Below are 25,908 nucleotides of genomic sequence, written 5' to 3' on the forward strand. Positions count from 1 at the left end.
ACGTCTCTATGCCTGTGCCAATCTCATGCAGGCAGGATGTGTTCCCACGCCCAGCCTTGATTGCTTCACGGCGCCTGGTAGATCAGTTTGAGCTGCGGTCGTACAAAGGTCACGACGTACTCGGACGCGGTGAACTCCAGTTCGGAGTTGGTCGCGCCGCTGCCCATGATGACGATGCCGTTGTTGCTGCCCGGATCACCGACCCACATCTGGGCCGAGCTGGTCACGTCGAACCAGACCCAACGCCCGCCGCCGCCAAAGGAGACGCGGTCGCTGAACGTCGCGGCGTGATCGCTGGGGCCCATCGCCCCCGGCATTTCCCACGGCATCCCGGCCGCGGCGTCCATCCAGCTTGCGCTGTCTTCCGCCCAAACCCTGGTGACTTCGTAGGCTTCCATGGTGACGGCGTTGCCGCTGCCATAGGTGACGTAAAGACCGATCTGGGCCTGGCTGACCTGCGCCATCGCGGTGACGCTCGATAGGTCGAACTTGACCAGCGCGGTCTTGATGCCCGGCTGGCGGATGTAGAAGTTACTCCCCGCGCCGTAGGTCGTTGTGGACATCCAGGCATCGAGGTAGGTGTCATCGGTGCCGCTGTAGCCATTGGCGCCGTTCTGGAATGTCATCTCATAGGCGTTGAGCGCCGGCACGCTGAGCGTGGTCGTGGCCGAGCCCACTTCGGTGTTCAGCACGTAGGATTTCACGGTGAGGTTGACACCGGCGCCCGCGGCGCCTGGCAGCACCTTGAGCTGGAAGTCAAACGCCACGGTCTGATCAGGCGCCTGATTGCCAACCCAGGCCACAGCAACCACGCCGCTGGTCTCAGGTGCAGCCGCCTTGAGGGCCGCGGCGCCGCCATTCTTCAGCAGGTTCATCGCCACGTTCAGGGGTACGCGCACCGGGAAGGCGCCGTTCGTGGCGCTGCCTTCCACGTACTCAACCTGGTTCGCATCGAAGGGGACGATGTGCATGATACCATTCACGCCACCGGTGTTGCTGGTGCTCACGCTAACGGTAGCCGTCTCGCCCACCATCGCGGTGGTTGGGACGACCTGGATGGCATCGGTGACGGTGACTTGGGTGATACGTCCTTCAATCATGGGCGTAATGGGCGACATGACGGTGACGTAGTCCATCACGGCATCTTCAAGCCCCGGCCCAAAGTCGTACGGGTTGATGGCGTTGGTCAAGAAGACCGTATAGCCGTCACCGCCGAGGCGCATGAAGTTGTTGCTGGCCACGTTGTAGACGCGATCCGGCTCGATGGGCTGGTAGCTTGTGCCATCCCAGACTTCCACCTCGCTCACGCGGGAGCCAACCGGGAACTTCAGATTGAACTTGAAGCGGATGCCACTGACCTGCGGGAAGCGGCCATTGCTGCCGAGGCCCACACGGCTGACGCCGTTTTCCAGGGCAGCCACGACATCGCTGCCGCGCAAGCCAAACGTAGCAATGGTGTTGCCGAAGGGCAGCACTTCAAAGACTTCGCCAATGCTGATCGGCCCGACGTCAATCGGTGCACGCAGACCGCCGCCATTGGTGATGGCAAAGTCATAGTGCATATTCGGGTCAATCATGTTGACGCGGCGCAGCATGGCGTCCGTCACCAGGTTGCCCATCAGACACTCACCGGCGCGGCAGATCTGCTGACCACCCACAATGATGGGCAGCTCGACCGTGGTTTCGCCAATGAAGGTGTTGCGCAGCACGTCCACTTCGGCGCGATAGGAATCTACCAGGGCCTGCACGGTCGGGTCCTGCGCCACTGCGGCGCCCATGTAGATGGGATCGCCGCCCCAGGCCGTCGCCACGCCGGTCTCGTCAAAGGTGACATCCAGATGACCGAGGTAGCGGCTCCACTGGAAGGCGGTGACCACGAGCACGGGGTTGCCGTCGGTGCCATTGGCGACCGTCGGATACGGGCCAACCGGTATGTCACCGTTGACAGGCGCCGTCTCTGGTGTATAGATGAAGGTGTGACTGTGGCCGCCGACGATGATGTCCACACCATGCACGGCCTGCGCCAGCGCGACGTCTTCAACATAGCCGATGTGCGTCAGCACCACAACCTTGTTAATGCCCTGGGCCGTGAGCTGATCCACAGCCGCCTGTACCGCCGCCACTTCGTCCGAGAAGTGGACGTTGGGGCCAGGGCTGGACAGGATGGGTGTTTCCTGCGTGGTGACACCCACCACGCCGATCTGCTCGCCATTGATTGTGACGACCGCCGAAGGCGCAATGAGTCCGGCGAGGAGCGGCTCTTCGCTGGCGTCAATGTTGGCGCTGACCACAGGGAAGTTGACGCCGTTGATGAGGCGAGCCAGTTGGCCGGGGCCATCGTCAAACTCGTGATTGCCGATGGTCATCGCGTCGTAACCAAGCAGGTTCATGGTTTGGGTGATGATGTCGGCCTTGAACAAACGATAGAACAGTGTACCCTGGAACTGGTCACCGGCATCTACCAACATGACATTGTTGTTGGCGGCGCGGAACTCGTTGATGGTGGTTGCCAGGCGGGCCGAACCGCCGATGCCGCTCTGCCCGTCTACGCGGGCATGGAAGTCATTGGTGTGCAGCAGGGTGAGGTTGAACGTGTCCGCAGGGCCTGCGGCCGTGGACACGGCGGTCGTATTGGCCAGCGCAGCAGAGCCGAGTAGCGCTGCCAGCAGGACAAGGGCCGCAATGATGGTGAGAAAACGCAATTGCTTCATCAAATCCTCCTTGATTGAATCGAAACGGTGCATTGATGGGAAGTGATCCAGGGGCTTGTATTGTAACCCAAACTCCCGCGAAACGACAAATCACAGTCGCCAATCTCTCATATCTCGATCATCAACAGGGGGATTTCCATCTCCTCCCGCGTATAGTAGAACCATTCGTAGACGCCGCTGGCCGCGACAGGCAGGCCGCTGTGGATGGTGGTGACGTGCGCGGCGGTTGTGGAGGGGAACTGCGCGGTGATCTTCTCCGCCCGGCCGTGCTGCACGAAACGCTGCAGGGCCGGATAATCGGGCGCCGCCTGCTCGAAGAAGCGCCAGCCGAAGCTGTCAATGAACATGAAGATGATCGTGTCGTAGCGGTCGGCCAGCCCGGCCATGATCTCCGGCGCCAGCGCCGCGCGGCCTGCGCCGGTCAACAGGTACTGAATCGTGGAGGGCAGGTCGGCAAAGCAGCGGCCGCCGTACTGCGGCTTGATGAAGGATGAGCCGGCGGTCAACGGACGATTTCCTGTCCGCTGACCGCCGGTGTAATCGGTTTTGACATGAGCGCCTCCCGCAATTGTGCTGGTTGCTGGCGGCGCGCATTGTAACAAGACCAGCGCGACCTGTCAAGAGTCGCTCAGACTGTGTTAATCCGTGTACCCCATCTTTACTGGACCGCGGCGTCCAGGCGAGTCTCTCTCCGTTTCGATCGGCCGTACCAAACCAGCAGTCCGGCCATCAGGCCGATCAGCAGCCACTCCTCTGGCTCCGGCACGGCAGCCACGGGCGGCGCGGCAATCGTCTCGCCCACATCCTCATGCTCGCGCTGGAAGCGATCGTCCTGCGCCTCCAGTTTGTCCAGCAGAAGCTCCTGCGGCGCGTTGACCAGCACGATCATCGAAGACAGCGGCGTCACGATGCTGTCGTTGACCGCCACCGCGTGCAGGCGGTCGAGCAGGGCCAGGTCGGTGATCCGGCTGCGCCCGGCCTGCATCTCGGCCAGGATCAGCCGCCGCGCGGCGAAGGGCGCAAACTGCCTGGCGTCGGCCAGCGCCTCAGGGCCAACCGAACTCAGCGCGTTCGCCATCTCCGTGGACAGGGTCAGCCATTCGTAGCCATCCACGATGTCGGTGATGACCCCTTCGGCCTGGCCGCTCAGCCCGATGGCAAGCCGGGTCAACGCCTCATCCACGCTGGCCGCGGCGCCGCCGCCGCTGGCCTGCACCGCATCCAGGGTCGGATCATCGTAGCCGAGCGGGAAGCCGCCCAGGTGAACGAGCCAGACCGGCGCCGGCGATGGGGCCACGGTCACGTCGCCCTCGCCGAACGCATAGCCAGAGCCGTCTGTCAGCACCAGCACCGCGTCATAAGTTCGGTCGCGACGCAGATCGGTGTACTGCGCCAGCAGCTCGGCCGCGTTCTGCCCGCCGAAGGTCAGGATGGAGCGGGCGTCGAAGTCCTCCAGGCGCACCAGCGAGGGCGCTTCGCCGCGGAAGGGCGACGCGGTCAGGTAGATATCAACCTGCGCGCCTGTGCTGAGGAGCGCCCGCAGGCGCTCGAACGACGCCTCGAGCGCGGCCTGCTGATCGGCCATGCTGCGCGAGCGATCGAGCACCACGGCCAGGCGCACCTTGTCCGGCAGGCCGGGCTGCACGGCTGCGCTGAGCGGGCGGGCGATGACCGTGCGGTTGCCGGGGAAATCAACCCGGTGCGTCGCCGGCGCGCCGGCATTGGCGGCCGGGGCGCTGGCCGGCAGCCAGATTTCGTCGGCCGCAGCGCCCAGCGCCAGCGGCTGACCGTTGAGCAGGCGCACGGTGGCGTCATCCCAATAGACGTTGAGTTTTTCGCTCATCTGCGGCAGCGGCCAGGCGCCTTCGACGGCCAGGGTGCGGTAGGTGAGCCACATGTAGAGCGGTTCGCCTTCCTGGATCGTGCCGCGCAGGCTGTTCGGTTCGTATTCGATCTGCTGCGGATCAATGGGGAAGATGCGCAGGCGATACTGCCGCGGGCCGATCTGCTCCACCAGCGCCGGGTCAATCTGGCGGCGCACCTCGTTGCGGTACACGGCCTGGAGCCGCGCCGCGCGGGGAAATGCGATAGGCGAAGCGATGTTCGCGGTCCGCGCTGGGGCCTAACCACAGCCCGGTGACCACGGCCGACTCCGGCAGGCTGAAGTAGTAGACCACCTCCTGCCGCAGCGCGGTGACGTTCTGGTAGACCTCGATCAGCTCGATCTCGGCCCAATCGCCCTGTGGGGTGACAGTCACCTCCTGGCGCAGGAGACGCACCTCGCGATCATCCACCGCCTGCCAGGCACTCATGGTGCCGCGTCTACGTTCCAGGTGGCACGCACCGCGGCCACCACGGCCGGGCGTTCCGCTTCGACCAGCGGCCGGTCGAAGAACGATTCGTACAGTTCGGCGGCTTGCGCCGGTTCACGCTGCAGGGCCTGGTTGTCCCAACCGGCATTGGGCTGGATCGGCTCGACCGGTTGATAGAGCAGCGGCTGCGCCACCGATTCATACAGGGCCTGCACCCGCCCGGCCTGATCGGAAGGGATGTTGAAGGCTTCTGCGTAGAGATCGCGCACATGACGCACCTCGCCCACCGCGCTGATGTAGCGCTGAGGGGCCAGGTAGGCGTTGAGCAGGCCGGCGCGAATCTCGTCCTGGCGGTTGAGCAGGGCCTGTGCTTCGATGGGGGAGGCGGGCGGTTGCGCCAGCAGAGCAAACGCCTTGCCCTGCGGCTGACGGTTGAGCAGCAGCAGCAGACCGCCGCCCAGCAGGAGCACCGCGACCGGTACGAGCGCAGCCAAAGGCCGGCCCAGGCGGGCGCGGGCCGTTGCCAGGCCGGCCAGCCAGGCGCGGGCGTAGATCACCGTTACCGCGATGGGCAGGGCCACCAACAGGGTGCCAGAATAGGCTGCCAGCAGGCCGCCAAACACCATCAGCGGCAGCAGTTGCCAGTTGAGCAGCAGGTCGCGCCAGAAGGTTGGGCTGGTTAGCGCCTGGTAAAGCTCGCGCAGATGTTGGGACATCTCGCCCAGGAAATGCAGCAGGCTTTCCACAACCAGGGTTGTGAGGGGAACGACATAGAAGGCGAGCCACACGGCCGCGTACACGCCCAGGATCAGCATCAGGGTCAGGCCGGCCAGGCGCAGCGCAGACGCCCACGGTCCGCGCTCGTTGATCTTGCGGTCCAGAAGCTGCCAGAGCAGGGTGAGCAGGCCGAGACCGGCCAGGGCGAGCGTCAGCGAAATCGCGGCCGTGGCCTGGCGCACGACGAAGAAGCGCGCCAGGAGCAGCAGCAAGAGCGGGCCTTCGACGCCGTAGCCGAGCACCAGCAGCTTGCGCGGCTCACGGCGCAGGGTGGTCAGTCCCAGCACGACGGCGGCCAGCGGGATGAGCGTCATCAACAGCGCGTAGAGCAGGAACTCCGGCGGCGCCTGGGTCGTGCGCACGCTGTTGATGAGGTTGGGCAACAGTTGAGGGGCGAATCCGAAGGCCATGAAGGCCAGGAAGATGAGGTTCCACGACCAAAACAGGCCGTAACCCCAGAACGAGGCCGTGACGAAACGGCGAAATTTAGAAGGCGATGTGTCTGTCATTGATCAATCTCCTTAAGTAGTGCATTGCGTCCACGCAGGTGGACGCCCGGCGGTACGCCCGTCAGGCGCGATTTCAATCGCTCACCTGGGCCGCCGCGCAGCCGGAACAATTACGAATCCACCAAATTCTGTGCAACGGCCTGCTGCAGGCCGCGGTAGAGCGCGGCAACATCCACGGCAGATGGGTCAACCACGCTATCGAAAAGAATGGACACCAGCACCCAGCGCGTGCGCTGCGTTGACAGATCAGACCAGATGCGCGCGCCGTAGTCATCGGTGGTGGCCGTGGTGGATTGAAACCAGTAGCTGGCGCTGAGCACGCTGTGATGGTCGCCATCGCCCAGGGCCACGAAGCGCAGGGGGAAGTCGCTGTCAACCAGGTGCGTGCGCGAATCGTCCAGCGACAGGCCGTAGACCTCGAAGCAGCGCTCCGGCTGGTGATGGGCGCGCCAGGTGCGGCTGGTGACGATGATGAAGGAGCCGCGCAGGCCGCGCCAGTCGAAGCGCCAGCGTTCGGCTGCCTCCGCGCCGTCGCGCATGAGCCAGTCCCGCTCTGCGGCGGTCAACGGCAGCGGTTGGGTGGACAGTTCCGCAGGGAACTGCCAGTGGGTGATGGCGGCGCCGGCGCTGTCCGCGGGCCGCGGGGTGTAGAGCCAGGCCAGGGCCGCGACCGCGATGATGAGCGCGGGCGTCAGCCAGGCGGGTTGACGGGCGCTGCGCGCAACCGCCGGCGGCGCTGCGCTCACGACCCAACGATCGAGCAGGGCCACGGCCGCGGCGCAGGCGGCCACGAAGCCGAGCACGCCCAGCGGCAGGTGCAGCATCTCGGCCAGCAGCGGCCAGCCGGCCACCGGGCCAACGACAACCAGGGCGGTGACGCGGGCCAGGTTGGCGGCAAACAGCAGCACGCCAAACACGCCGGCCACCAGCAGCCAGCGCAGGTTGATCGGTTTGTGACGAATCCAGGTGGCGGCCAGGAGGAACATCATGCCAGACCAGAGGCTCTTGACGCCGCTGCACGGGATGTCAACCTGGGAAATGCCGTTTTCGAAGACGAGGATGGTGTCAACGCCCACGGTGTGAACGCCGACCGCGGCCAGCCCGTCACGCACGATGGCGGCGGTGACGATACGCATGGGGTAGCCGATGAACGTCTGCAGATGATCGCCAAAGGGCAGCACGCCGATGAGCAGGAGGGCGACGGGCAGGCTGCGGCGCCAGGCCGGCAGCGGCATCCACAGGCCGAGCAGGCCGTAGGTGGCAAGACCGGCCAGGACGGCGGAGAAGCTGTTGACGTCGAGGAAGCGTTCGACGACCAGGAAGCCGAGGCTGGCGCCGAGCGCCAGCAGCAGGGGCGGCCAGTGCAGCCGCGGCGGCGCGTCCAGCCGCAAACGCAGCGGACGACCGACCATCTGCTGCACGGCCAGGACGAGGATGCCAATCAGCATGATCTGGTTGGTGTGGTAGTGCTCGTGACTGAGGATCATCAGCAGGTAGTCACCCACGGGACGGAAGAGCGCCAGCCAGAGGCCAGCCAGCGCGAGCTGCGCGCCCACTTGGAGCCAGTTCGTATCGGCGATGCGCCAGGGGTGTGTGTCGGCGGTGCGAAGCATGGGTTAGTCCTTGGGGGAGAGATTGGAGATCAGAGATCAGAGATCAGGGAGGGGGGATCTGTAGGGGAAGGGGGGTGATGCCGGTGGGGGGAACGCGTGAAACAGGTGCGGGTGAGGAGAGTATCGCGCGGGGGCGGTGTGAGGACAACGGGCAGGACGACAGGAAGGAGTTGCCAGTTTTGGCAGGATGAAAGTCCAACCCGAACAGGTTGGGACCAAATGGCTCACACAGGGGTAACTGCTGGGTCTGCCTGGAATTCAGACAGGATTCACAGGATTGACAGGATATTCGAACTCTCGTGCCGATAGTTTTGCACACCACAGAGCAAGAATCCTGTTCATCCTGTTCATCCTGTCCAAATCGGCTTGCAGGGTGAGCAGTTACATAGATGTTCAGATAATCTTCTGGACTTGAGGCTTTAGCCGGTGGCTCTCGTAGCCCAGAATAACCGGCTGAAGCCTCGAGTCCGGATCGTGAACCCCAAGTCTTTATCTGACAAACTATAGCTTGTGATTGACAGCCCAAACGACGGCTTCGGCGCGGGTGTGGGCGCCGATCTTGTCGTAGATGTTGCGCAGGTGGAAGCGCACGGTGCGTTCGCTGATGTGCAGCTCGGCGCCGATGCGCTGATTGTCCCAGCCGCGGCCGAGCAGGCGCAGCACGTCGCGCTCACGCTCCGTAAGTTCAGCGGCCGGCGGCGGGCGCACGGCCCAGGCCGCCAGTTTAGTCACCACGGCGGCGCTCCAGCGCCCTTCACCGCGGGACGCGGCGCGCACCGCCGCGACAATGACCGCCGGCGCCTCGTCCTTCAACACGTAGCCGAGCGCGCCCGCCTGGATCATGCTCTGCACCACCTGGTCATCGCTGTACGCGCTCAGCGCCAGGATATGCACCGGCAGGCCCAGGCGGCGCACCTGGGCGGCGACCTCCATGCCGCTGATGCCAGGCAGTTGGCAGTCCAGCACCACCACCTCTGGCCGCAGGGCTTCGATGCAGGCCAGGGCTTCCGCGCCGCTGCCCGCCTCGGCCACCACCTGGATGTCCGGCGCCTGCTCCAGCATGATGCGCAGTCCCATCCGCAGCGCGGGATGATCGTCAACCAGAACCACATGAATCATTGGGTTTGTCATCGCTTGCTCATCCCAAAAATCTGTCAGGGGCCGCCTGGGGGCCGGAGTTTTCAAGGGCGTTACGGCGTCGAGTTGCCCCGCAGCAGCGCATCGAACTCAGCGGCGGCCGCGGCCAGTTGACCGGGCTGCCGGGTCAGGCTGAAGAGGTCCCAACGCGGGTCGCCGGAGCGGTCCTCGTCCAGGAACCAGCACAGCGCCTGCACCTGCGGCTCCCGGCTGATCTCCGCCAGCGCGGCCGTCAGCCAGCCAGTCGGGTAGTTCTGGGCCGGTGGCACGCCTTCATCGGTCACAAACGTATTGGTGGCGGTGATGTAGACCGGCAGCCCGCGCGTGGTCGCGTAGGCGTTGATGATGTCGAGCCAGTCGCGATAGACGCGAAAGCCGGCCTGCGCGCCGTTCCATGCCGGCCGGCGCTGATCGGTGGACGGCTCGGCTGCGCCCAGTTCGCCGACACGCCCCGCGACATGCAGGGCGAATCCGTCCGGCGCGACCAGCGCATAGCCGGCCGCCAGTTTGGCTTGCGCGCCTTCGTCCAGGGCTGCCACCAGGGCGTTCATCGTGTTGAGCCAGGGGGCGTCAATGGCGGCGCGCCGGTCGCTGTCCTGATCGGTGCTCCAGGGACGCACCGGCCCCACCAGCACTCGTACTCCGGGGTGCTCGGCACGTATGATTTGGACGGCGTTGTCTGTGTGACTCGGATCCTCGCCATAGCCATCGAAGAGGCGTGCAACCCACGCCGGCGTGGTTGGGTGATCGCCGGCCTGCGCATTGCTGCCGGCCTCGTTGAAGCCGCTGCCCAGGACATAGCCATAGACGCCGGCCAGCCGTGCGTCGCGCGCCAGGCGCCGCAGGTAGTCCAAATACCCGGTCAGCGCCGCCTGATCGCCGGTCGCGGGCAGGGTTTGCTCCTGGTCATAATCTACCCGCACCAGCACGTGCAGCCCGTTGGCCGTCGCCTGCTGCACACGCCAGGCCAGATCGTCAATGCCCCAAAAGCGCTCCTCGGCCAGGCGGGCGTAGGTCAACTCGACATCCCAACCGCTGCGGCCGTGCCAGTCGCGCGTGGGGCTGGCAGCCACGGCGCAGAGCTGGCTCGCCGGCCGCGCCTCGCCAGGCGTGGGGGCGCCCGGCTGCTTGCCCAGCCTCAGCGTGCTGCGTTCCTGGCAGCCGCTGTCGCAGTGACTGTAGAAGACGATCTCCAGCGCATCATCCGCCGGCGCCGGAAAAACAAAGGCCCACGTGAAGCGGCCCAGGCGGCCATCTCCCCAGGGTTGCACCGAAATCGGGCGGCCGTTGACCGTTGCCAGCACGTTGGGCCAGGCCACCAGGTCGGTAACCTGGACGGTCAAGGCTTCGCCCGCCTGCGGCGTGGACGGGTTCACGCGCCAGCGGGGCCAGGGTTCATCCCACGGGCCGGTTTGCGACGAGAAAGTCACCTGACCACGGATGGGAATGAGCCAGTAGCCGATCGCCAGGGCCAGCAGGCCCAGCGCCCATCCCAGGCGCAGGAGCCAGGTTCGTCGTTTTCCGTTCATGGTTGCCCATCCTCAAGGGTCATGGCCCGCAGGACAAAGCTGACGCAGGTGCCGGTGGCATCCCCTTGTGTGCGACTCTCGATGTACAGTGTGCTGTCGTGGCGGCGCAGGATCTCTGCGACCAGGGCCAACCCCAGGCCGCTGCCCGCCTGCTCCGGCGCATGGGCGCGATAGAAGCGCCGCGTGACGAAGGGCAGGTGTTGGGCTGCAATTCCAGGGCCGGTGTCACAGACGGCACAGCGCACGCCTGGCGGTTCGCGGCGCAGCGCCAGCGTAACTTTGTCACCAGGCCGGCCAAATTTCACGGCGTTGTCGAGCAGGTTGAGGAAAACGCGCAGCAGTTGGTCGGCGTCGCCCGCTGTGGCAGGCAGAGGCGTACCGGCCTCGAGCGAAAGGTGCATGGCGCGGGCTTCGGCCTGGGGCATCATCTGCTGCACCGCGGCCTCGGCCACGGCCAGCAGATCAACCGGTCGCGACGTCAGCTCACCGCCGGTTTCCAGGCGGCCCAGTTCCAGCATCCCGTTGACCAATCGCGCCGCGCGCTGTGCCTCCTCGCGCAGCAGGCGCAGCGATTCCTGGCGCGTCACCTCCGGCAGGTTCGCCAGTCCTTGCACCTCCACGTGGGTCAGGATGGTGGCCAGCGGCGTGCGCAGCTCGTGCGACAGGTCGTTGAACAACTGGCGCGCGGCCTGTTCGGCCCGCTGCTGCTCGGTGGCGTCGAAGAGGAAGATCAGTTTGCCGCCGGCGCCGGCCCACCAGCGCAGCAGGCGGTTCGGCGGCAGCGGCACGATGCGATAGCGGCCGGCGATCGCGGGGTCATGCCGCGCCGCGTCGGCGTCAGCAAGCAGCCGATCTGCCCATTCGGCCTCCGGCAATGTCCCCGTTGCCGCGGTCAGCCCCAGCAGGCGCTGCGCGGCCGGGTTGGCAAACGGGATGGCGCCGGTCTCGGTCAGCCAGAACACAGCAAAGGGCGCCTCGTTCAGCGCAGGGAGGGAAAGATCAAAACCGGGGTGGCGCCGGCCGCGTCGCCGCCGGTCAAGCCAAACCGTTCCGCCGGCGACCAGCGCCAGCAGGACGATTAGCCCAAAGAGCAGCGGTTGCAGATCGAACGCGACCACCTACAGATAACCCACTGTCCTGAACCAGGTCAGCGCGTCGCCCACCGTTTCTTCCAGGGGACGCGGCGCCAGGCCCAGTTCGCGCACCGCTTTGGCATTGTCGAACGGCTGCCAGAGGCGCATGGTGCGCAGATGTCCCAGCCCGCGGATGGGAAATACCTGGCCGACGGCCACGATGGCGTCGAGCAGGCGCGGGTGCAGCCTGAGGCGCGGCGGGGCCACATGAGCCAGGCGCGCTGTCAACGCCAGGCTATCCAACAGGGTGACATTGTGGCCGCCCAGCAGGTAGCGCTCGCCCGGCCGCCCCTGCTCGGCCGCGGCGATGTGCGCCAGCGCCACGTCGCGGCTATCCACGATGTTGAAGGTGGCATCTACATAGACCGGGATGCGTCCCTTGGCCGCCAGCAGCAGAATTTGGCTGACGGAAAGATGCACATCACCCGGCCCAAAGACGGCCGTGGGGCAGAGCGCCACGACCGGCAGGCCAGACTGGAGCGCGGCGACTTCCATGGCCCATTTGGCCTCGTGATAGGCTTCCTGCGCGGAGCCGGGTAGGTAGGGATCGCGTTCATCGGCCAGGCGCCCCGGCTCGCCCGGCGGGCCGATGGTGGTGAAGGAGCTGGTGTAGACCAGGCGGTCGGCGCCGGCCTCAGTGAACGCCTGCAACACGGTGCGCACCTGGCTTTCTGCCGCGTTGATCTCCTGCGCCAGGTTGGCCGCGCCATGCGGATAGGCGCCGGCCGCGTGGAACACCACCTCGCAGCCGCGCATGGCCGCGGTCAGGCTGGCGCGGTCGGCCAGATCGCCGGTGCGCCAGTCAACCGGCACATCGCCAATTGCGCCCACCGCCTGCGGTCGCCGGCGCAGGGCGCGCACCTGCCAGCCGCGCTCCGCCGCAGCTCGTGCAATTTGCCCACCGATGAAACCGGTGGCGCCGATCACTAAGCATGTTGTCATGGTTTGAGGCAGGCCTCGGCTAGTAGGGCCAGATTGGCTTGGGTTCCCGGAGGGAGGGCGTTGACAAACACAATATGTTCTCCTTGTTCACGTCAAAGAAGAGAGCCCAGTAGTTAGCACTGAACGGAGATAGCCGCCGGCTGGTTTGTAGCACGGGAATGATATCTTGAGGAGAAAAGAAGGCGAGCAACCACCGCACCGCTGGCAGATCGCCATATTCCAATAGTCGCTCGACGACATAACGATAGTGCTCGTCTATTTCGAGCTGCATCGGGTCAACGTCCCAGAAGAAACGATGGGTATAGGAGGGCAACTTGTTCGTACTCGAAGGATGTTCGATCGTTGTCGTGTTCTCACTACTAGCCATAGATGACATGTTCATCTCCATTCGAACACTGCAAGCAAGGCCATGCAATGCGCCCTCTCACCGAAATACTGTTGACGAAAGCCAATTTCAAGTATTTTAGCACGCTCAGCATGTATCGAGAAATGCCCATCCTCACTCCGGAAATTCCAACTCGGAATAGCTCAGCCTGTTTTTGCATTTTCTCGAGTTGTATCTTCAACTCAGAAGGAGTTATCAAGAAGCATGACGCTCAGCCCATCACTCATACCTCTGATGCGCTGCTCATGACCATCATCGGCGGTGTTGGCACGCTGATCGGCCCCGCGCTGGGCGCCGGCGTGCTGCAACTGCTCGGCTACTGGCTCTCCAACACCTTCGGCCAGTCTGCCTTGCTCGTCATCGGCGTCATCACCATCCTGCTCGTGCTTTTCGTGTCCTACGGCATTGTCGGCGCCTGGCACAGCACGCGTTCGGGCTGGCGCCGCCTGCTCGATCTACTCTGCCTGTGAGGGCCTTGCTATCGTCACGACGCTGCGCGTCTCCGCAGACTGCCTGGCGGCCAGGGCCAGGTCGAGCGACAGCGCGCCCTCGCGGATCGGCGTGACCGGGGGGCGGTCTTCGACAATGGCGGCGTGTAGATCGAGCAGCTCCTGCAGATGGTAGGGCACGTCTGCAGAAACGATCTCGGTGTGCAGCAGCGGGCCGGCCGTGTAGGTGAAGTTCGCATGGTTAGCGTCGGTGAAGTCGGCCGTCACGTTCTGCGCCACGATGCGATAATCGTTGATCCAGCGGCCGGGAATCGCGCCGTTGCTGGCGTAGACCACGCCGATGCCGCCGTTCTCGAAGCCGATGACCGTACCCGAACCATCTTCGATCGTGTAATCGGGCATGTGACGGTGGAACATGTTGTTCTGCAAGCTGTAAACCGTCGCCGGCTCGCCCATCACGTAGCGCATCAAGTCCAACAGGTGAATGACCTGCTCCACCAACTGGCCGCCGGACTTGTCGCGATCACGCCACCACGGCGCGTGCAGTTGGTTGCAGAAGTAGCGGGCGCTCATCAAGCCCACCGGACCGGTCTCGCCCGCATCGAGCATCTGCTTGAAGCGCGCGATGGCCGCGCCAAAACGGGTCATGAAGCCCACCTGGGTCTTGATTCCCGCTCGTTCCGCGGCCGCGACCATGCGCCATGCCTGCTCTGAGCTGAGCGCGATCGGCTTCTCCAGCAGCAGATGAACCCCGCGCGCCGCGGCCGCTTCCACCTCGTCGCTGTGACCGTAGGGCGGCAGGCAGACCACGCACAGGTCTAACGCCGCGGCCGCCAACAGCGCATGATGATCGCTGAAGACCGCGGCCCGTCCGTCCGTGTATCGAGCGGAGAGAGCCTGCGCCCGCTCCGGATGGCGGTCGCAGAAGGCAACAATCTCGAATTTGCTGGCCTGGCCCACCAGGTTCGCAGCATGGCGATGCGCAAACCCGCCGCAGCCGAGGATGGCCGTCCTGAGTCTCATCGTTCTTCCTCCCAAATCGTAACCGTTCAGAGATTGGGCGGTCTCCTGTCCGAACAGTGACCCCCAATGGGTCGTTGGCCGGTCGGGGTATTCCTCGTAACCGATCACAGCGGGGGCTTCGAGCACGATGACTTTTCCCATGCGCCTCCTCACCATCAGGCGAACGCCGAGCGGGCGGCCAAGAATCTAGGGCGCACGCGGCGCGCCATAGCATGACCGGCCTGGGGTGTCAATGAACCATTCTGGCGAAAAATCGCCGGACCTCTTGACAACCAAAACGTTTTGGTGTATGATACGAATCATCCGAAACGTTTTGGTTCTCCTCTGCGCTGGTCTTGTCTCTTGTCTCGTTGGGTTCAGGTTGATTCAGACTGGTTCGATTTGGCTTGGATGGGTTTGGGCGGTTTTGGGTGGTTTTGGGTAGTTTTGGATGAAGGAACGGCGATGTCCGCTACGCTCAAGGAAATTGCGCAACGCACCGGCAGGTCCATTACGACCGTTTCCCGCGCTCTGGCCGATTACGACGACGTCAGCCCTGAGACGAAGTCGCTGGTGCGCCGCGTGGCCGGCGAACTGGGCTACACCCCCAACCTGCTGGCGCAGCGCCTGCAGAAGCGCCGCTCCGACACCATTGGCCTGATTCTGCCCACCTTTGGCCCGCGCTTTGCCGACCCCTTCTTCAGCGAGTTCCTGGCCGGCGTCGGCAACATGGCGGCCGAGCACGGCTATGACCTGCTCGTTTCGACCCAGGCGCCGGGCGACCGCGAGATGCAGGTTTACCGCCAGAAGGTGCAGAGCCGCCAGGTGGATGGTTTCGTCATCGTGCGCACCCGGCGCCAAGACACGCGCATCAGTTACCTGGAGGAGACCGGCTTTCCCTTCGTGGCCTTTGGCCGCACCGAGAACGACCTCGATTTTCCCTTTGTGGATGTGGACAGCATCCAGGGGATGCGCCTGATCGCGGAGCACCTGATCGGCCTGGGCCATTGCCGCTTGGCGTGCCTGGCGCCCCCGTCCGATCTGCTCTTTGCCGAACAGCGCCTGATCGGCCTGCGTCAGGCGCTGACCGATCACGGCCTGGCGCTGCCTGAAGCGCTGGTTGTGTTGGGTGATCTGACCCAGAAGGGCGGTTACCAGGCAGCCGCTCGCCTGCTCGATAGTTCTCAGCTGCCAACTGCCGTAGTCGCCTGTAACGACCTGATGGCCCTGGGCGCGATGAGCGCCATCCAGGAACGGGGGTTGGTCATCGGTCGCGACATCGCCGTCACCGGCTTCGACGACATCCCGATGGCCGAACACTCGCACCCGCCGCTGACCACCGTCCACCAGCCGATCTACCGCATCGGCAAGATGGTGTGTGAGATGCTCATCCAGCTCATTCAGGGGGAAGACCTGTCCCCTTCCCAGGTCATCCTGGAGCCAGCGCTGGTCGTGCGCCAATCGTGCGGCAGCGTGGGTCATTGAGTCCCGGCGAGTCAGGTTCTCCCCGCTTTTCCATCAGATTCCCGCGCTTGTCCATCAGATTCCGCCCGCTTGTCCGTCAGATTTCCCCCGCTTGTCCAGAGGAGGTGAGCCACCGCAACAGCCAGACCTGAAGAACCCTCGTTTGGAGAGATAGTCATTTGCATTTCAGGAGTTATCTATGAGCCACGGCTCACCGCTGCTGACGAAATGGCTCATGGATATACTGCAAGCATGCACGAATTGCGCCTGTTTTCGTAGGCGGAAAAGTGAAGTCTATTCCCGCTTGCAGCATAGCAAACCCATTTTCCAGGGAGGAGAATCATGAAAAAACATGCAACCCCATCGAGGGGCATTACTCAGTCTGACGGCGCTGCTTGTGATTGCGCTGCTCTTGGCCGCGTGCGGCGGTTCCACGCCAACCCCTGCGCCCACCGCCGCTCCCACCCCCACCACGGCGCCTCCGCCGACTGCGGCGCCTGAGGTCAAGCCGACCGAAGCACCAAAGGTAGATCTGTCCAGCCTGGTGTTCTTCTCGACCCAGTTTGCGCCGGTGGAAGAGCAGGAGAAGTTCCGCGCCATCCTCAAAGAGGGCGGGTTCGACTTCACCAGCTCGGAGGAAGGCCCCCTGCTGGACATGGTGACAGCCGGAGCGCAGACCGGCAAGGGCACGGTTGACCTGGTCGGCGCGCTGCACGGCAGCTTCCCGCCGCTGCAAAAAGTGAACGCGATGGCAAACCTGGCCGACCTGGCCGAGGACCTCGCGACCAGCCGCAGCTTTGCCCCGGCCTTCCTGGAAACCGGCCTGCTGGCTTCCGAGGACTATCTGTACTACGTGCCGTGGATGCAGGCCACCTATGTCATGGCCGCGCACAAGGACGCCATCAAGTACCTGCCGTCCGGCGCGGACATCAACGCCCTGACCTGGCAGCAGTTCGCCGGCTGGTGCAAGGCCATCTACGACGGCGCCGGCAAGCCGCTGTGCGGCCTGCCCCATGCCGGCCTGTTCCAGCGCTTCCTGGAAGGCTACATGTGGCCTTCGTTCACCGGCGGCATGGTCAGCAATTTCCAGAGCAACGAGGCCGCGTCCATGCTGACCTGGATGCGCGATGAGCTGTGGCCGTATGTCAACCCGCAGTCCATCACCTACAGCTTCATGCAGGAACCGCTGCTGGCCGGCGAGGTGTGGGTGGCCTTCGACCACACCGCGCGCCTGATCAAAGCCTTCAACGAGAAACCGAACGACTTCGTGGCCTTCCCCGCGCCCGCCGGCCCGGCCGGCCGCGGCTTCATGCCCGTTGTCGTTGGCCTGGGCATCCCCAAGACCGCACCCAACCCCGCCGCGGCCATGAAGGCCATCGAGTATCTGACCTCCCCGGCGGTGCAGGGCCGCATCCTCAAAGACCTGGGCTTCTTCCCGGTGGTGGGCGGCGTCTCCACCACTGACCTGCCGGCCGGCACCGCCATCGAACTGGCTGCGGTCAGTGCGCAGGCCAATTCGGCCGACGCGCTGCCGGCCCTGCTGCCGGTGGGCCTGGGCGCGCGCGGCGGCGAGATCAACCAGATCTTCCGCAATGCCTTCGACCGCGTGGTGCTCAACGGCGAGCAGATCGCCAATGTGCTCCCCGAAGAGGCCGCCAACCTGCAGAAGTTGATGAACGAAACCGGCGCCGCCTGCTGGGCGCCCGATCCAGCTTCGGATGGCCCCTGCCAGGTGAAAGCGCCGGCCTCGGCCCTGGTGGCCGAACCGATCAAAGTGACCTTCTTCTCGACTCAGTTCGTGCCGGTGGAGGAGCAGGAGAAATTCCGCGCCATCCTCAAGAAGGCCGGATTCGATGTGACCGGCTCGGAGGAAGGGCCGCTGCTGGACCTGGTGAACGCCGAGGCGCAGGCCGGCAAGGGCACGATTGATGTGGTGGGCGCGCTGCATGGCAGTTTCCCGCCGCTGCAAAAGACCAACGCCATGGTCAACATGATTGACCTGGCCGAGGACCTTTCGACCAGCCGCAGCTTTGCCCCGGCCTTCACGGAGACAGGCCTGCTCGGCTCAGAGGACTATCTGTATTACGTGCCGTGGATGCAGGCCACCTACATCATGGCTGCGCACAAGGACGCCATGAAGTACCTGCCGGCTGGCGCGGATGTCAACGCCCTGACCTGGCAGCAGCTCGGCGCCTGGTGCAAGGCCATCTTCGATGGCGAGGGCAAAGCGCTGTGCGGTCTGCCCCACGCTGGTCTGTTCCACCGCTTCCTGGAAGGCTACATGTGGCCTTCATTCACGGGCGGCATGGTCAGCAACTTCCAGAGCCAGGCGGCCGAGGAAATGCTCACCTGGCTGCACGATGACCTGTGGCCCTACGTCCACGCCGAATCCATCAACTACAGCTTCATGCAGGAACCGCTGTTGGCCGGCGACGTATGGGTGGCTTTCGATCATACAGCCCGCCTGCTGAACGCGTTCAACGAGAAACCGGACGACTTCGTGGCCTTCCCTGCGCCCTCCGGCCCGGCCGGCCGCGGCTTCATGCCGGTCGTCGTCGGCCTGGGCATCCCCAAGACTGCGCCCAACCCGGACAACGCCAAAGCCCTGATTGACTACCTCACCCGGCCCGGCGTGCAGGAGCAGATCCTGCGCGAGCTGGGCTTCTTCCCGGTGGTGGGCGGCGTCAGCACAGCCAAGCTGCCCAAGGGCGTGGCCATCGAACTGGGCGCGGTGACGGCCCAGGCCAATTCGGCCGATGCGCTGCCGGCCCTGCTGCCGGTGGGCCTGGGCGCGCGCGGCGGCGAGATCAACCAGATCTTCCGCAACGCCTTCGACCGGGTGGTCCTCAACGGTGAGGCGGCCGGCAAGGTGCTGGCTGAAGAGGCCGCCGGTCTGCAGGCGCTGATGAACGAGACCGGCGCAGCCTGCTGGGCGCCCGATCCACCTTCCACCGGCCCCTGCCAGGTGACGCGCGCTAATCGTAAGAATCGCTTGCGGCCGGTCGCTGACCGGCCGCAAGCCAGGGATCGGTCCATCCTTCTGGCCCCTGGCGGAGCGCAAACCCGCCAGGGGTCCGCAGAAGCATGACCAGGGAGCAGGACAATGACCACCGAACCTGCCGCGCCGGCCAGAACGCGCCGGACGCAGCGCCAATGGGCGCCCTATCTGCTGATCCTGCCGTCGCTGATCTACCTGGCGATCTTCTTCGCCTGGCCGATGGTGCGAGCCATCCGGCTGGCAGTGTGGGACGAGCGAGCGCTGCTGACCCTGCGCGCAGAGGCTTCTACCGGCAGCAGCACAACCGGCGCCTTGCCCCAGGGCAGCCAGGTGATCCTGCTCGATCGCCAGAGCATCATGGCCGCGGCCGCCGACCTGACCGGCGGAGAGACGCTGACCGAGGTGTGGTTTCGCATCGAGGGCAACGACCCCGCCGGCAGCCGCGTCGAGGGATGGACGCCCGAAAGCCGCATCCGCGTGCGCGTGACCGATGAGCAGGGCGCGCCGGTCGAAGGCACGGTGCGGCCCAAACTGGGCGCCGCCGCAGACCCCCTCACCAGCCTGTATGTTGACCCCAACGAGACGAGCGCCGTGCGCGGTAAACTGGCCGGCGGCGCGGTGGTGCGCATCTCGGAGCAGGCCACCCTGGAGGTCTGGTTTCAGGTGCAGGGTCAGCGCGACGAACGAACGCTGACCGGCTGGGCGCCGTCACGGCTGCTGCAAGTCTACGGCGACGGCGTCAGCGGCCGGGTTGACCAGGGCGACACCGGCCAGTTCACCACCACCTACATCGAGCGCATGCTCAACGACCGTTTCTTCCGGCCGGCGCTGAGCACTACCTTGCTGTTGATGGTCATCATCATCCCGGTGCAGTTCATCCTCGCCATCATCATGGCGCTGGTGATCCAGGCCCGCTTGAAGTTCAACACCGTCTTCCTCTCCATTTTTGCGATCCCCCTGGCCGCGTCCGACCTGGCCGTGGGCATCGTCTGGTATTCCATCTTCACCCAGAGCGGCTATCTCAACAGCATCCTGCAAGGTCTGGGTCTGATCAGCGCTTCGCAGCCCTATCTCACCGCGGACACCCGCCATTGGATCATCATCGCCGTCTGGCTGGCCGAGGTGTGGCGGGCCACCGCCATCGTCATGGTCATCGTGGTCTCCGGCCTGCAGGCTATCTCGCAAGAGGTGCTGGAGGCCGCTGAGGTGTTCGGCGCCACTCTGTGGCAGCGCGTGCGCTATGTCATCCTGCCGCTGCTCAAGCCCAGCCTCCAGGTCGCCTTGATTCTGCGCACCATCCTCGCCTTGCAGGTCTTCGCGGTGGTGATTGCACTCTCCGGCGGCGAGGTGGTCACGGTGTTGGCGAACGAGACCTATCGCCAGTATTACACGCTGCGCAACATGAACGTCGCCGCCGCGTACGCCGCCCTGATCCTGCTGATTTCCATGTTTACCGCTGTTTTCTACCTGCGCATGGTGCGCAGCCAAGAGGAGGCCGGCCCATGACAACCGCTCACCCTCCCGCTCTTTCCGGCGCCCAGGTTTCGGCTGAGATGGCGCGCGTGCGCGGCCAGGCCCGGCGTCGTCTGCTTCTGGGGCGCGCCTTCACCTACCTGGTGGGCATCCTGCTGGCGCTGTGGGTGCTGGCGCCGATCTGGTTGATCGCCTCGATGGCGCTGACCACGCCCGAAACGGTGCGCAGCTATCCCAAAGGCGTGCTGCCCTTCATCCCCTTCTCGTTCGACACCATGTCGTTCTTCCTGGGATCGTATGGCATCGTGCCCGGCCTCATCAACAGCGTGGTGGTCGCGCTCATCACGCTGACGCTCTCGACGCTGATCGCCGCGCCGGCCGGCTACGCCACATCCCGCTACCTCTTCCGCGGTCGCGACGCGTTTCGCCTCGCCATCCTGGCCGTGCGCGCTTTCCCGGTGGTCATCCTCTCCATCCCCCTGGCCGTGACCTTCATCAGCCTGGGCATCTACGATCAGGTCTACAGCCTGGCGCTGATGCACACCGCCCTGACCTTGCCCACCACCATCCTGGTGATCGGCAGCGTCTTCGCCAGCATCCCCTACGAACTGGAGGAGGCGGCCCAGGTGTTCGGCTGCACACCGCTCCAGGCCTTTCGACGCGTGGTGCTGCCGCTGGTGCTGCCGGGCATTGCGGCCGCAGCCGTCTTCACCTTCGTCATGTCGTGGAACGAGGTTTTCGCAGCCACAGTGCTGACCGTGCAGAACCGCACCCTGCCCGCCCAGGTGCTGGTCTCGCTGCGGCAGTCAGGGGAGGCCTACAAGTTTGCCGGCGGGTTTTTCATGCTGCTGCCCTCGGTGATCTTCATCTTCGCGATCCGCAAGTATCTGTTCAACATGTGGGGACAGATCAGCAAATAGCCTGACAGGTGTACGAGCATGTCTGAAATCAGAATCGAGAATGTCACCAAGCGGTTCGGCAAGTTCCTGGCAGTGAACGATATTTCGCTCACCGTGGCGGACCGCGAGTTCATGGTGCTGCTTGGCCCCAGCGGCTGCGGCAAGACCACCCTGCTGCGCGCCATTGCGGGGCTGGGCATGGCCGACGAAGGGCGCATCAGCATCGGCGGCCGCGATGTGACCTACCTGCCCGCGCGTGAGCGGGGCATCTCCATGGTGTTCCAGAGCTACGCCATCTTCCCGCACATGAATGTGTTCGACAACATCGCCTTTGGCCTGAAGATGCAAAAGCTGGACAAGGCCGAAATCGAAAACCGTGTGCGCCGCGCGGCCGGACTGCTGCACATCGAGGGGATGCTCGATCGCTTTCCCTCCAAGATGAGCGGCGGCCAGCGCCAACGCGTCGCGGTGGCGCGCGCCATTGCCATGCAGTCGCAGGTGCTGCTGATGGACGAGCCGCTGAGCAACCTGGACGCGCTGCTGCGCCTGGAGATGCGGGCCGAACTGAAGCGGCTGCTGGCCGAACTGGGCGCCACCACCATCTACGTCACCCACGACCAGATCGAGGCGATGAGCATGGGAGATCGCATCGCGGTCATGCGCGACGGCATCATCGAGCAGGTGGACTTTCCCACCACCGTGTACGACCGTCCGGCGAACCAGTTCATCGGCGGTTTCATCGGCACGCCGCCCATGAACTTCCTGACGGGCCAGGTGCAACGCCAGGACGGCCGCACCGTGGTGCGCATCGGCGACTTCAGCCTGACCTGCAGCCCGGCCATGGCGCCAATCCTCTCCGCCTACGACGGCAAGCCGATCCTGGCGGGAATCCGCGCGGAGAACATGGAGACGCGAGCCAGCCCGGCCGAAGATGCGCTGCGGGCCACCGTCCTGGTCGTAGAACCATTGGGTTCCCAGAACCTGCTGACCGTCGCCTTTGGCGGGCATCGCATCAAGGTGTCCACCCATCCGAGCTTCCAAACGCACGCCGACGCCGAAGTCTGGCTGCGCTTCCCGACCGACAACATCCGCTGGATTGACCCGGAAACGAAAAGGGCACTGTACCCGAAATAAGCGCTTGCGCGAAGGATGTGCCTATTTGCGCATCACGCATCAGACCGGAAACACTGCTATGAACATCGCCTTCATCTCGACCCGCATCGCCGGAACCGACGGCGTCTCGCTGGAAATCGCCAAGCTGGCGACGATTCTGCGGCGCCTGGGGCACGACTGCTGCTTCTGCGCGGGTGAGCTGGACGCCGACGCCGCGCCCGGACAGCTCGTGCCAGAAATGCACTTTGCCCATCCGGAGGCGCGCTGGATTCACGATCACAGCTTTGGCGCAACCGAGGCCGCGCCTGGCCTCGAAGAGCGCATCGCGGCCCAGGCGGCCCGGCTGACCGCGGCCCTGGCGCGCTTCGTCGAAGAACAGCGCGTGGACATGCTGTTCGTGCAGAACGCGCTCGCCATCCCCATGCACGTGGCGCTGGGCGTCGCGCTGACCGATTTCATCGCCGCAACCGGCATCCCCACCCTGGCCCACAACCACGACCTGGCCTGGGAACGACCGCGTTTCACCGTCAACTGCATCCCCGGCATCCTGGCGCGCTGCTTCCCCCCGGTTCTGCCCTCGCTGCGGCACCTGGTCATCAACTCGCTGGCGCAGCAGGCCCTGGCCGCACGCAAGGGCGTCGAGGCTGTGCTGCTGCCCAACATCTTCGACTTCGAAACCGCCGCGCCGGCCATGACGCCGGCCAACGCCGGCCTGCGCGCCACGCTCGGCCTGGGCAGCGACCACCTGCTGATCCTGCAGCCCACGCGTGTCATCAGCCGCAAGGGCATCGAGCTGGCGATCGAGCTGGTGCGGCGGCTGCGCGCAACGCAGCCGCGCTCGCGGCTGTTGGGCAAAGAGCCGGTGCTGGTCATCAGTCACCACGCGGGCGATGAGGGTTTCGGCTACCTGGAGCAACTGCGGGCGCAGGCGGCGCGGGCCGCCGTGCCCATCATCTACGCCGCGCAGCATTTCTCACCCCAGGCAGAGGCGACCGCTGGCCGCTTCACCTTGTGGGATGCCTACGTTCATGCCGATTTCGTCACCTACCCCAGCCTGATCGAAGGCTTCGGCAATGCCCTGCTCGAAACGCTCTACTTCCGCCTGCCGGCCCTGGTCAACCGCTACCCGGTCTACGCAGCCGACATCGCGCCCCTGGGCTTCGACCTGGTGGAAATTGATGCGGCCGCTGACCCCGCCAACCTGGCGGCCATCACCTCCGAGACGGTGGAGGCTGTCGTCGAGGCCATCATGGATCCCGTGCGGCGGCGGCGTATGGTAGAATCGAACTATCACCTGGCCCGCCAGCACTTTTCCTTCGAGGCCGTAACCCCGCTGCTGGCGTCGCTGATCCGGTGAGTCAGGAAGAAATATGAGCACCATGCGATCATGAATCATGACATGAGCGATCCCAACATCCGCATCGTCCGTTGGCTCTCCCTTCTCTACGGCGAGGAAACCGCGGCCCAGGTCTGGCCGGCATTGGCCGGCCGCATGGACGAGTTCCGTCGGCAGCGCAGCCAGCGTCCGGCGCGCAGCCAGGCGCCGCTGACCGAGCGCGACGCCATCCTCATCACCTACGCGGACCAGTTTCGTGAAGCGGACCGCCCTCCTCTGCAGACGCTGGCCGCCTTTCTCTCTGACCACCTGGCCGGCGCCATCAGCGGGGTGCATCTCCTGCCCTGCTTTCCCTCGTCGTCCGATGACGGCTTCTCCGTGGTTGACTACCGGCAGATTGCGCCTGAGCTGGGCGACTGGGACGATGTGACCGCCATCGGTGAACGCGGCCGCCTGATGTTCGATTTCGTCGCCAATCACATCTCGCAGCACAGCGCCTGGTTTCAGGCCTACCGGCGGGGCGAGGCGCCCTACCGCGACTTCTTCATCGAGGCCGACCCCGCGGCCGATTTGTCCCAGGTCGTGCGGCCGCGCGCACTGCCGCTGCTGACGCCGGTCACAGGTGAGACCAGGCCCCAACCCGCCCTGGCGCCCGCCGTTGTCACGCGCCACGTCTGGACCACCTTCAGCGCGGATCAGATTGACCTCAACTACGCCAACCCGCAGGTGCTGCTGGAGATGACCGACGTGCTCCTGCACTACGTGGCGCACGGCGCGGAGATCATCCGCCTGGATGCCATCGCCTACCTTTGGAAAACGATCGGCGCCCCCTGCATCCACCTGCCGCAGACGCATGCCGTGGTCAAGCTGTGGCGGGCCGTGCTGGACGCGGTCGCGCCGGGCGTCCTGTTGATCACCGAAACCAACGTGCCGCACGCGGACAACATCAGCTACTTCGGCGCGCCCCTGGCCGGGACGGCCGCGACCGATGAGGCGCAGATGGTCTACAATTTTTCACTGGCGCCGCTGACGCTGCACGCCCTGCAAACCGGCGACGCCGGCCGCCTGTCGCACTGGGCGGCCACGCTGAAACCCCCTGCGCCGGGCGCCGCCTTCTTCAATTTCATCGCCTCCCATGATGGCATCGGCGTGCTGCCCGCGCGCGGCATCCTGGGCGACGCCGAGGTGCAGGGGCTGGTGGCGCGCACCCTGGCTCACGGCGGCCGCGCCTCGGTCAAGGCCAACCCGGACGGCTCGACCAGCGTGTACGAACTGAACATCACGCTGTACGACTTCCTGAACGACCCTGCGGCGCCGGATGCGCATCTCGACGCGCCGCGCTTCCTGGCCTCACAAGCCATCCTGCTGTCGCTGGCCGGCGTACCTGGGATTTACGCCCACAGCCTCTTCGGCTCCCGCAACTGCCATGACTGCTTTGCCGAAACCGGCCGGGCGCGCTCTCTCAACCGCCGCAAGTTCGACCGGCCTGCCCTGGAAGCCATCCTGGCCGATCCTGCCCGGCATGAGCGCCGCGTCTTCGACGGCCTGCGCCGGCTGCTGCGGCTGCGCCGGGCCGAGCCGGCCTTTCACCCGGCCGCAGACCAACAGGTACACGACCTGGGACCGGCGGTCTTCGCAGTGCTGCGCACACCGCCTGGCGCGGGCAGGCCGGTGCTGTGCCTGGTCAACGTCTCCTCTCAGCCGCAGACTATTCCTGCGCCGCGAGCCATCCCCGGTCTGCACCGCGCCGGGGCCATTCACGACTTGATCGAGGAGACCGCGCCAGGCGCAGCAGTTATCGAACTAGCGGCCTACCAGGCCCGCTGGTTGGTTGCCAGCCTCGACTGAAAACACAAACAGAGTCACACCTGGGCCACATCATGACCCGCCTCGCAGGCTCCTGGCCCTGGTGGATGCGCCGTCCGCGCCAGATTTCGACGAGGCGCTGATGGTGCATGCGTCAGCGGGTTGTGTGGTATACTGCAAGCGGGCACGAATTGCGCCTGTTTCCGTAGGCGGAAAAGTGAAGTCTATTCCCGCTTGCAGTATAAAATACGTGCAGCGGTAGCTTGGCTATCTCATCGTCAGCATTGCTTGGGCTATGAGGTATAATATATGCGGTGGCC

General features: G+C 65.1%; 20 protein-coding genes. 8 read left to right on the top strand and 12 right to left on the bottom strand.

Annotated elements, in window-relative coordinates; genetic code table 11:
• Positions 1 to 65 precede the first annotated feature (65 nt).
• The 11 genes from IPF85_RS10475 to IPF85_RS10525 all read right to left on the bottom strand — a co-directional run bounded on the left by IPF85_RS10475 (position 66) and on the right by IPF85_RS10525 (position 13,039).
• Positions 66 to 2,711 (bottom strand): 5'-nucleotidase C-terminal domain-containing protein, encoded by a 2,646-nt coding sequence (locus IPF85_RS10475; protein ID WP_343408030.1) that lies wholly within the window; start codon positions 2,709 to 2,711, stop codon positions 66 to 68.
• A 107-nt stretch (positions 2,712 to 2,818) separates the two neighbouring features.
• Complete coding sequence (locus IPF85_RS10480; RefSeq protein WP_343408031.1) at positions 2,819 to 3,217, bottom strand: alkaline phosphatase family protein; 399 nt, start codon at positions 3,215 to 3,217, stop codon at positions 2,819 to 2,821.
• A 152-nt stretch (positions 3,218 to 3,369) separates the two neighbouring features.
• Positions 3,370 to 4,767, bottom strand: a complete 1,398-nt coding sequence (locus IPF85_RS10485) for a TIGR02921 family PEP-CTERM protein (RefSeq protein WP_343408032.1) — start codon at positions 4,765 to 4,767, stop codon at positions 3,370 to 3,372.
• Positions 4,736 to 5,023, bottom strand: a complete 288-nt coding sequence (locus IPF85_RS10490; RefSeq protein WP_343408033.1) for a hypothetical protein — start codon at positions 5,021 to 5,023, stop codon at positions 4,736 to 4,738. The genes IPF85_RS10485 and IPF85_RS10490 overlap by 32 nt, the downstream gene beginning before the upstream one ends.
• The gene (locus tag IPF85_RS10495) at positions 5,020 to 6,309 is read right to left on the bottom strand and encodes a TIGR02921 family PEP-CTERM protein (RefSeq protein WP_343408034.1); all 1,290 of its coding nucleotides are present in this window, start codon (positions 6,307 to 6,309) and stop codon (positions 5,020 to 5,022) included. Before IPF85_RS10495 ends, IPF85_RS10490 begins: the two co-directional genes overlap by 4 nt.
• 110 nt (positions 6,310 to 6,419) lie before the next feature.
• Positions 6,420 to 7,922 carry an exosortase O gene (gene xrtO / locus IPF85_RS10500; protein ID WP_343408035.1) on the bottom strand — a complete coding sequence of 501 codons (1,503 nt, stop codon included), beginning with the start codon at positions 7,920 to 7,922 and terminating at the stop codon, positions 6,420 to 6,422.
• A gap of 501 nt (positions 7,923 to 8,423) precedes the next feature.
• Positions 8,424 to 9,053 (bottom strand): response regulator transcription factor, encoded by a 630-nt coding sequence (locus IPF85_RS10505; protein WP_343408036.1) that lies wholly within the window; start codon positions 9,051 to 9,053, stop codon positions 8,424 to 8,426.
• A 59-nt stretch (positions 9,054 to 9,112) separates the two neighbouring features.
• Entirely contained in the window at positions 9,113 to 10,588 is a 1,476-nt protein-coding gene (locus IPF85_RS10510; RefSeq protein ID WP_343408037.1) for a hypothetical protein, read from the bottom strand.
• The gene (locus IPF85_RS10515; RefSeq protein WP_343408038.1) at positions 10,585 to 11,706 is read right to left on the bottom strand and encodes an ATP-binding protein; all 1,122 of its coding nucleotides are present in this window, start codon (positions 11,704 to 11,706) and stop codon (positions 10,585 to 10,587) included. The genes IPF85_RS10510 and IPF85_RS10515 overlap by 4 nt, the downstream gene beginning before the upstream one ends.
• Positions 11,707 to 12,663 carry an NAD-dependent epimerase/dehydratase family protein gene (locus tag IPF85_RS10520; RefSeq protein WP_343408039.1) on the bottom strand — a complete coding sequence of 319 codons (957 nt, stop codon included), beginning with the start codon at positions 12,661 to 12,663 and terminating at the stop codon, positions 11,707 to 11,709.
• Positions 12,664 to 12,682: 19 nt separating this feature from the next.
• Entirely contained in the window at positions 12,683 to 13,039 is a 357-nt protein-coding gene (locus IPF85_RS10525) for a hypothetical protein (RefSeq protein ID WP_343408040.1), read from the bottom strand.
• A gap of 254 nt (positions 13,040 to 13,293) precedes the next feature.
• Here IPF85_RS10525 and IPF85_RS10530 point away from each other — a divergent pair, with 254 nt between their 5' ends.
• The gene (locus IPF85_RS10530) at positions 13,294 to 13,518 is read left to right on the top strand and encodes a hypothetical protein (protein ID WP_343408041.1); all 225 of its coding nucleotides are present in this window, start codon (positions 13,294 to 13,296) and stop codon (positions 13,516 to 13,518) included.
• On the opposite strand, the gene IPF85_RS10535 is transcribed toward IPF85_RS10530, so the two are convergent.
• The gene (locus IPF85_RS10535) at positions 13,504 to 14,661 is read right to left on the bottom strand and encodes a Gfo/Idh/MocA family oxidoreductase (protein ID WP_343408042.1); all 1,158 of its coding nucleotides are present in this window, start codon (positions 14,659 to 14,661) and stop codon (positions 13,504 to 13,506) included. The two genes, IPF85_RS10530 and IPF85_RS10535, sit on opposite strands and share 15 nt — an antisense overlap.
• A gap of 303 nt (positions 14,662 to 14,964) precedes the next feature.
• Between IPF85_RS10535 and IPF85_RS10540 the strand changes: the two genes are divergently transcribed.
• The 7 genes from IPF85_RS10540 to IPF85_RS10570 all read left to right on the top strand — a co-directional run bounded on the left by IPF85_RS10540 (position 14,965) and on the right by IPF85_RS10570 (position 25,630).
• Positions 14,965 to 15,984, top strand: a complete 1,020-nt coding sequence (locus IPF85_RS10540) for a LacI family DNA-binding transcriptional regulator (RefSeq protein ID WP_343408043.1) — start codon at positions 14,965 to 14,967, stop codon at positions 15,982 to 15,984.
• A 331-nt stretch (positions 15,985 to 16,315) separates the two neighbouring features.
• A complete protein-coding gene (locus IPF85_RS10545; RefSeq protein ID WP_343408044.1) occupies positions 16,316 to 19,051 on the top strand; it encodes an extracellular solute-binding protein in 2,736 nt (911 codons plus the stop codon).
• A gap of 15 nt (positions 19,052 to 19,066) precedes the next feature.
• Entirely contained in the window at positions 19,067 to 20,467 is a 1,401-nt protein-coding gene (locus tag IPF85_RS10550; RefSeq protein WP_343408045.1) for a sugar ABC transporter permease, read from the top strand.
• On the top strand, positions 20,464 to 21,354 hold the full coding sequence (locus tag IPF85_RS10555; RefSeq protein WP_343408046.1) for a carbohydrate ABC transporter permease: 891 nt from the start codon (positions 20,464 to 20,466) through the stop codon (positions 21,352 to 21,354). The genes IPF85_RS10550 and IPF85_RS10555 overlap by 4 nt, the downstream gene beginning before the upstream one ends.
• A gap of 18 nt (positions 21,355 to 21,372) precedes the next feature.
• Complete coding sequence (locus IPF85_RS10560) at positions 21,373 to 22,467, top strand: ABC transporter ATP-binding protein (RefSeq protein WP_343408047.1); 1,095 nt, start codon at positions 21,373 to 21,375, stop codon at positions 22,465 to 22,467.
• A gap of 58 nt (positions 22,468 to 22,525) precedes the next feature.
• The gene (locus IPF85_RS10565; protein ID WP_343408048.1) at positions 22,526 to 23,803 is read left to right on the top strand and encodes a glycosyltransferase family 4 protein; all 1,278 of its coding nucleotides are present in this window, start codon (positions 22,526 to 22,528) and stop codon (positions 23,801 to 23,803) included.
• Between the two features lie 30 nt (positions 23,804 to 23,833).
• Complete coding sequence (locus IPF85_RS10570; RefSeq protein WP_343408049.1) at positions 23,834 to 25,630, top strand: sugar phosphorylase; 1,797 nt, start codon at positions 23,834 to 23,836, stop codon at positions 25,628 to 25,630.
• The last annotated feature ends 278 nt before the right edge of the window (positions 25,631 to 25,908 follow it).

It is taken from the genome of Candidatus Amarolinea dominans, from assembly GCF_016704685.1.
In the GTDB taxonomy this organism is placed as follows: Bacteria; Chloroflexota; Anaerolineae; order SSC4; family Amarolineaceae; genus Amarolinea; species Amarolinea dominans.